Origin of the sequence: Bartonella tribocorum (genome assembly GCF_002778015.1) — a bacterium.
Taxonomy (GTDB): Bacteria; Pseudomonadota; Alphaproteobacteria; order Rhizobiales; family Rhizobiaceae; genus Bartonella; species Bartonella tribocorum_B.
This window is the reverse complement of the sequence record NZ_NJPP01000085.1, coordinates 1-843: the sequence shown is the minus strand read 5'-3', so window position 1 is coordinate 843 and position 843 is coordinate 1. Positions and strand designations below refer to the sequence as shown.

The following is an 843-nucleotide window of genomic DNA, read 5'->3' as shown; positions in this document are numbered from 1 at the left end:
TTTAGCGCATTTCAGTTTTCCATCACTTTGCAGCATGGGTGCATACTGAGAGGGTGCTAATATTCATTATGTTAGCATTTCTCAAAAACAGACACATTGTTGTAAAAAATTATCGTATTGCTGGCATTTTTTTCTTTTGACTACTAAATGCCCGCCTGCTAAGCATTTTCTTTTGTTGATCGATAAGCGCTTGTTCTGCATTTTGTAAGTGTGCAACCATTTGCAATTTTGTTTTTTCATTTTGGATCATGGCTAGCATGCCTTCTATACGCACCTGTAATTCAGCAATATTTTTTAAATCCGCTGTTGCATTTATTTTTTTTACGAGTTTTGAGATTTGTTGAAAACGATTTTCTGCTTCCTCAAAAACTTGCAAACTTATGGCTTTATCAATCGCTGCTGCACGTCTGATACGCCTAGTGATAGCAGAACGGTCGGTTTCATTTTCTTGGTGCAGAATCTTTGGAAGTAATTGAGCTACATCTGGATGATTGTCATAAATTGACTCTGGCTTCTTAAGAAAAAAACTGTTGAGAGTTACCAGCATATTTGCAAGTTCTTCAGCACTTAGTTTTTGACTTCCCGTTATAGACTCATGTATCTTCTCTAGTTGAGCAAGTTGTTTCTTTAAGACTTCGAGGAAGGCAGGGATTGTTTGCACTTTCGGTGGCGGTGGTGGTGCTGGTTTTGGGGGAGGTTTTGGTTTTGATTTATTCCCAAAAGCTGGAACTGGCCAAGCAACAATTATAGCCATTACCGGATTTGAACTCCCCAAAGTTAAAATTATTGCTACTGCTATCAAAATAACCTGTTTTTTCATGTTCCTCTCCTGTCGCTTTTTGC

At 38.2% G+C, this 843-nt stretch carries 1 protein-coding gene; it reads right to left on the bottom strand.

Annotation, left to right across the window (positions count from 1 at the left end):
* Positions 1 to 109: 109 nt before the first annotated feature.
* Positions 110 to 820, bottom strand: coding sequence for a type IV secretion system protein (locus CEV08_RS09290; RefSeq protein ID WP_100131290.1), 711 nt, complete (start codon positions 818 to 820; stop codon positions 110 to 112).
* Positions 821 to 843: the final 23 nt, after the last annotated feature.

Excerpts from the sequence above, each read along its gene's own strand:
- CEV08_RS09290 (WP_100131290.1), bottom strand. The coding sequence starts at position 820 with ATGAAAAAACAGGTTATTTTGATAGCAGTAGCAATAATTTTAACTTTG.